A 6,824-nucleotide genomic window follows, 5' to 3' on the forward strand; every position below is an offset into this window, starting at 1 on the left:
CTTCACAGGAGGGAGCCATGGGCAGAACCGCTGCGATCCTCGTTGCCAGGCTGATCTTCGCCGGCGTCTTTGCCATGGCGGCTGTCTTCAAGTTCGCCGGGATGGAAGGTACCGCCGCTTTCATCGCTGCGGCAGGATTTCCGTTCCCCCTGCTTCTCGCATGGCTCGCGGCCCTGTTCGAGACCGTCCTGGTGCTGGCCTTCCTGACCGGCGTCTTCTTCTCAGAAGCTGCGCTACTCGCCGGAATCTACGTGATCTTTTTGGCCTTCGCCTTCCACGGCCCGTCGCACTGGCAAGGAAATCAAGCCGAGTTCGGGTTCTTTGTCGACCACTTCACCTTCCTTGCGGGGCTGCTGTTTGCAGCCGTCCACGGGCCGGGCGAAAAACTGGCGCTGCGGCAGGGCTTCCTCTGGAAGAGCCACGCGGTTTCCGCGAACTGATGCGGAAACCAGCCGACCGTATGAGGCGTGATCTACAGTCCGCCTGTCGCCAGCAGCGACAACGTGCGTACATTGTCGGAGCCATCGAAATCGGCGAGGCTGGTCGGATACTGCCCGGTGAAGCAGGCGTCGCAGAATTGCGGCTGTTCGTTGTCGCGGCTCGATTCGCCAACGGCGCGGTAGAGGCCATCGATGGTCAGGAAGCCGAGCGAATCGACACGGATGAACTCGGCCATCTCTTCGATCGTCATGCGCGAGGCCAGAAGCTTCGATTTCTCCGGCGTGTCGACGCCGTAGAAGCACGAGGCGCGGGTGGGCGGCGAGGCGATGCGCATATGCACCTCCTTGGCACCCGCATCACGCACCATCTGCACGATTTTCTGGCTGGTGGTGCCGCGCACGATGGAATCATCGACCAGCACCACGCGCTTGCCTTCGATCATGCGGCGGTTGGCGTTGTGCTTGAGCTTGACGCCCATGTGGCGAATGGAATCGCCGGGCGAAATGAAGGTGCGGCCGACATAATGGTTGCGGATGATGCCGAGCTCGAAGGGAATGCCGGCTTGCTGCGAAAAGCCGATGGCCGCGGGCGTACCGGAATCCGGTACCGGCACGACGATGTCGGCTTCAACAGGGCTTTCGACCGCGAGTTCAGCACCGATGCGCTTGCGCACCTCGTAGACGTTGCGGCCCTCGACCGAGGAGTCGGGACGGGCGAAATAGACATATTCGAAGATGCAGAAGCGCGACTTCTGCTGCTCGAACGGGAAGATGCTCTCGATGCCCTTGGAGGTGACGATGACCATTTCGCCGGGCTTGAGGTCGCGCACGAAACGCGCGCCGATGATGTCGAGCGCGCAGGTTTCCGAAGCAAGGATCCAGGCGCCGTCGAGATCGCCCAGCACTAGCGGGCGGATGCCGAGGGGATCGCGGCAGCCGATCATCTTCTTGGACGACATCGCAACCAGCGAGAACGCACCTTCGACCTGGCGCACCGCGTCGATGAAGCGCGAATTGAGGTCGCGCTCCTTGGAGGTGGCGACCAGATGCAGGATGGTTTCTGTGTCGGAGGTCGACGAGAAGATCGAGCCTTGCTTCTGCAACGCGCGCTGCACCGTCATGGCATTGGTGAGGTTGCCGTTATGGGCGACCGCAAAGCCGCCATCGGCGAGTTCGGCAAAGAAAGGCTGGATGTTGCGCATGCCAGCACCGCCGGTGGTGGCATAGCGGGTGTGGCCGATGGCGCGGTTGCCCTTGAGGCTGTCGATGACGCGCTGCTTGGTGAAGGTGTCGCCGATCAGGCCGACATGGCGCTCGACGTGGAACTGGCTGCCGTCATAGCTGACGATACCCGCAGCCTCCTGGCCGCGATGCTGGAGCGCATGTAGCCCCAGCGTGACGATTGCCGCAGCGTCTTGCCGGCCGAAGATGCCGAAGACACCGCATTCGTCGTGGAAATGATCGTCAGCTTCCGCTGAAAGGGCGGTCGATGCGTCTGCCATGGGGCGAGGCCTCTCGTCGCAAAAACGCTATATAGTGCCAAGAAGCGGGAAGGGCAACGGAACTTCCCCGCCTCTCGCGAGATCGTCAGTTATTGGTCGGTGCCGGTTCGGCTGGCGTGTCGGCCTCGCCGTCAGCCGGTGGCGTTGCCGTGCCGGCCTCTGGCTCGCCGCCCTGCGACTTGAGCTTCTTGAGGATCGAGTTTTCCGGATCCTCGGGCAGCAGGTTTTCGATCGACGTGCCGATGCTTTCGAGCAAGGGCCGCGACTTGGCCTCGCTGACCCATGCCGGCGCATTGGTGCCAACCAGCCAGTTGAAGAACAAAAGCCCGACGGCGACCACCAGGACACCGCGCGCCGCACCATAGAGGAAGCCGAGCGTGCGATCGAGCGCGCCGATGCGGCTGTCGATGATGAAGTCGGCGATCTTCATGGTGATGATGGTGACGATGATCAGCGCGACGATGAAGACGATACCGGCGGCAGCGGCCATCGCGATCTTTTCATTGTCGATATAGGGCTGAACGTAAGGAATGACCGGCTTGTAGAAGAAGAAGGCGGCAGCGGCGGCAGCGGCCCAGGAGGCGACCGAAAGCACTTCGCGCGAAAAACCGCGTACCATGGCGAGCATCGCCGAGACCAGGGTGAAGCCGACCAGAATTCCGTCAAGCAGCGTAATCGGCATCGTGTCCACTCACTCCATGACGACGGTTTCAGTCCGTCTCTTCCGCGCGGCTTCGTTTTGTGCCGGCTATGCGCGCCACCAGATCCGCCAATGCGGTCGGCTGGAACGATCCGGCTCCGAGTCCACCTGCGAGTTCCCCACTGCCGGAGGGCAGCACGGCCCTTCCGAAGCCCAACTTTTCGGCCTCTTTAAGGCGCTGCTGCGCATGCGCAACCGGCCTTACGGCGCCTGAAAGGCTGATTTCGCCGAAATAGACGCAATCAGCGGGCAGGGCAAGACCGGTGAGCGATGAAACCAGTGCGGAAGCCACCGCCAGATCGGCGGCCGGCTCGGAGATGCGGTAGCCGCCAGCGACGTTGAGATAGACATCGTGCTGGGCAAAGCGCACGCCGCAATGGGCCTCGAGCACGGCGAGGATCATCGACAGTCGTGACGAATCCCAGCCGACGACCGCGCGTCGCGGGGTGCCAAGCGAGGAGGCTGCGACGAGCGCCTGGATCTCGACCAGTACTGGCCTTGTGCCCTCCATGCCGGCAAAGACGGCGGCACCCGGCGCCTTGGCATGGCGCTCGCCGAGGAAGAGCTCGGAAGGGTTGGCGACTTCGCGCAGGCCCTTGTCGGACATTTCGAAGACGCCGATCTCGTCGGTCGGGCCGAAGCGGTTCTTGACGGTGCGCAGGATGCGGAAATGATGGCCGCCTTCGCCTTCGAAATAGAGCACGCCGTCGACCATATGCTCGACGACACGTGGGCCGGCGATCTGGCCTTCCTTGGTGACGTGGCCGACGAGCACCACGGCGGCACCTGTTGACTTGGCATAGCGGATCATCGCCTGGGACGAGGCGCGCACCTGGGTGACTGTACCAGGCGCTGAATCGGCAAGATCGGTCCATAAGGTTTGGATCGAATCGATGATGACCAGGTCCGGGCGCTTGCCGTCGGCGATGGTGGCGAGGATGTCTTCGACATTGGTCTCGGCGGCAAGCTCTACCGGCGAGGTGGCGACGCCCAGGCGCTGGGCGCGCAGCCTGATCTGGGCGACGGCTTCTTCACCCGAGACATAGACGACGCGGTGGCCGCGCGATGCGAGTGCTGCCGCCGCCTGGGTGAGCAAGGTTGATTTGCCGATGCCCGGATCGCCGCCGATGAGCAGTGCGGAGCCACGCACGAAACCGCCGCCGGTGGCGCGGTCGAGTTCGCTGATGCCCGAGACGATGCGCGGCGCATCTTCTATATCGCCGTCGAGCGAGGTCAGCGTGACCGCGCGGCCCTTGCGTGCGCTCTTGAGCGCGCCGGGGCCAGAGCCGATTCCACCCGACGTGCCTTCTTCGACAAGGGTGTTCCATTCGCCGCAGGAATCGCATTTGCCGGCCCAGCGCTGGTGTGCTGAGCCGCAATTCTGGCAGACGAATTGGACGCGGTTTTTAGCCATGGGTGTGGGGATGCTTTTTTGCTGCCGAGGTAAGGCTCAAGGCGTCTGACAAGCCTACTCTTCTCCAAACCTGTCCGGCAGGTGATGCTCGGGTGCGAGGTCGAAGAAGCGGGTGAATTCGCCTTGGAAGCCGAGGCTGACGGTGCCGGTGGGGCCGTGACGCTGCTTGGCGATGATCACTTCGGCCTTGCCGCGCACATCAGCCATGTCGCCTTCCCACTTCAGGTAATCGTCGGTACCGGGCTTCGGCTCCTTGTTCTTGAGATAGTACTCTTCACGATARACGAAGATCACSACGTCGGCGTCCTGCTCGATCGAGCCGGATTCRCGMAGRTCGGAGAGCTGCGGRCGCTTGTCKTCRCGGCTTTCGACCTGACGCGACAGCTGCGACAGCGCGATGATCGGSACGKWGAGTTCCTTGGCCAGCGCCTTGAGGCCGGTGGTGATCTCGGTGATTTCCTGGACGCGGTTCTGCGAGGATTTCGACGACCCCTGCATCAGCTGGATATAGTCGATGATGATGACGTCGAGGCCGCGCTGGCGCTTGAGGCGGCGGGCACGCGCGGCAAGCTGGGCGATGGAGATACCACCGGTCGAATCGATGAACAGCGGGATCTTCTGCAGCGTCTGGGTACAGCTGACCAGCTTTTCGAAATCGGCCTCGGTGAGATCGCCACGGCGGATCTTGGAAGACGGCACTTCGGCCTGCTCGGAAATGATACGAGTGGCCAGCTGCTCTGACGACATTTCGAGCGAGAAAAAGCCTACGACACCGCCGTTTTCGGCCTTGAACGAGCCGTCGGCCTGCTGGGCCGGCACATAGGCGTGGGCGACATTGAAGGCGATGTTGGTGACGAGCGAGGTCTTGCCCATGCCGGGGCGACCGGCGAGCACGATCAAGTCGGAGGATTGCAGGCCGCCCATGCGGGCGTCGAGATCCTGCAGGCCGCTGGCGACGCCGGAGAGATGGCCATCGCGCATATAGGCGGCACTGGCCATGTCGATCGCGGTCTTGACCGCGTCGGAGAAGCTTTCGAAACCGCCATCGTAGCGGCCGGTCTCGGCGAGTTCGAACAAGCGGCGCTCGGCATCCTCGATCTGCTCGCCCGGCGACATGTCGACAGGCGCGTCATAAGCGATGTTGACCATGTCTTCGCCGACGGTGATCAGCGCGCGGCGGGTGGCAAGGTCGTAGACAGCGCGGCCGTAGTCGGACGCATTAATGACGGTGACGGCATTCGAGGCGAGGGCGGCGAGATATTGGGAAACCGTCATGTCGCCGACCTTCTCGTCGGCGGGCAGGAAGGTCTTGATCGTCACCGGGTTCGCCATCTTGCCCATGCGGATGAGCTCGGAGGAGACCTCGAAGATCTTGCGGTGCAGCGGTTCGTAGAAGTGGGTCGCCTTGAGGAAGTCCGACACGCGGTAGAAGGCGTCGTTGTTGACCAGCATCGCGCCCAGCAGCGCCTGCTCGGCTTCGATGTTGTTGGGGGCTTCCCGGTAGAGTGGGGTTTCCGCCACCTCGAACTTGCGCGCTGCCTCAGCCAATGTCGTCCCCAATCTATTACCAAGCATCTCCAGTATCAGAGCCGAGACACAATCCGCATCGTCATTTCCGACTGGCCACGTTATTCACATTCGTCCACAGGCACGGTGGCTCGACGGTGGAATCAGGTTGACGCGAATCGGTGAGATTCTAGCGTCGAAGCGCCGAGAACAAAACAGGAAAATCGCGTAAGCCACTGAATTCACCAAGACTGAGTGCAACGCAATCGGCCTCGCGTTTGTATATATTCGCCGTTGATTTGCTTGGATATTCAGTGATCTTAGCTGCCACTGAGGTCATATTCGCCGCGATGCGGCACATAGCGGCGTATATGCTTCAAGGTGTTGAGAGCCGGAATCCGCACTATGGCGCGGCGGCTTCGTTGGCTTGAGGGGGCAATATGCGCATTCGTCGTCCGGCGTCGGTTCGAATCGGCTGGTCCGCCTCGACCGCGATGGTTTTGCTGGCATCCGCGATGCCGGCATATGCCGCCTGCGACCTGACGCCGACGGCCGGCCACAGCACCTATGTCTGCGACAGCGGCACAAATGCCGTGGTGCTGACCGACACCGATGGCACCAACACGCTGACCATGCCGGCAGGTGGTACTGGCACGATCAATGGCGACGTGACCTTCGGCAACTTCGTCGATCGCGTCGAAATTCATTCCGGCACCATCAACGGCACCATCTCCCAGTCAGGTGGCGCTGATGTCTTCATCATGACAGATGGCGTCATCGGCGCGCTCCATCAGGGCAGCGAACTTGACACCGCGACGATCAGCGGCGGCCATATCATTGGTCGGTTCTATGCCGGCGACTTTGTTACGATGACCGGCGGACGCATTGGCAATGTCGATCTGGAGCAAGCCAACAACCAGATGCGAATGTCGGGCGGCACGATCGATACCTCTATCGAAGCGGCCCAAGGCAACGATCTGCTTGAGGTGTCCGGTACCGCCGCGATCGGCACGTTCGTCAACCTCGGCAATGGCAACAATACGTTCCGCTGGCTGGGCGGCGGCACGATCGGCGGCAACATTATCATGGGCAACGGTCAGGACACGGCCTTGCTGCGTGGTCTGACCGAAGCGAGTTTTGCGCCAGGACGGACAATCGATGGCGGCGCCAGCACCAGCATTGACACGCTGACGTTTGAAGGTACCAGCTCGACCTCGGTAGCTCGCTATATCAATTGGGAGACAGTCAACCTCACCCAAGGC

5 protein-coding genes and 1 pseudogene are annotated in these 6,824 nt (G+C 62.1%); 2 read left to right on the forward strand and 4 right to left on the reverse strand.

Going from position 1 to position 6,824, the window contains the following annotated elements:
- The first annotated feature begins 17 nt into the window (after positions 1–17).
- Positions 18–440, forward strand: coding sequence for a DoxX family protein (locus tag AC1DUU_RS19405; RefSeq protein WP_476785035.1), 423 nt, complete (start codon positions 18–20; stop codon positions 438–440).
- Positions 441–472: 32 nt separating this feature from the next.
- Here AC1DUU_RS19405 and purF read toward each other — a convergent pair whose 3' ends face one another.
- The 4 genes from purF to AC1DUU_RS19425 all read right to left on the reverse strand — a co-directional run bounded on the left by purF (position 473) and on the right by AC1DUU_RS19425 (position 5,604).
- A complete protein-coding gene (purF, locus tag AC1DUU_RS19410; RefSeq protein WP_476785036.1) occupies positions 473–1,942 on the reverse strand; it encodes an amidophosphoribosyltransferase in 1,470 nt (489 codons plus the stop codon).
- A gap of 85 nt (positions 1,943–2,027) precedes the next feature.
- On the reverse strand, positions 2,028–2,624 hold the full coding sequence (locus AC1DUU_RS19415) for a CvpA family protein (RefSeq protein WP_476785037.1): 597 nt from the start codon (positions 2,622–2,624) through the stop codon (positions 2,028–2,030).
- Positions 2,625–2,652: 28 nt separating this feature from the next.
- Positions 2,653–4,056 carry a DNA repair protein RadA gene (gene radA, locus AC1DUU_RS19420; protein WP_476785038.1) on the reverse strand — a complete coding sequence of 468 codons (1,404 nt, stop codon included), beginning with the start codon at positions 4,054–4,056 and terminating at the stop codon, positions 2,653–2,655.
- Positions 4,057–4,110: 54 nt separating this feature from the next.
- Positions 4,111–5,604, reverse strand: coding sequence for a replicative DNA helicase (locus tag AC1DUU_RS19425; protein WP_476785039.1), 1,494 nt, complete (start codon positions 5,602–5,604; stop codon positions 4,111–4,113).
- Positions 5,605–6,155: 551 nt separating this feature from the next.
- Between AC1DUU_RS19425 and AC1DUU_RS19430 the strand changes: the two are divergent.
- A pseudogene (locus AC1DUU_RS19430) lies at positions 6,156–6,824 on the forward strand (autotransporter family protein); the annotation flags it as partial.

The organism is Aminobacter sp. P4_H6_2 (genome assembly GCF_056400805.1).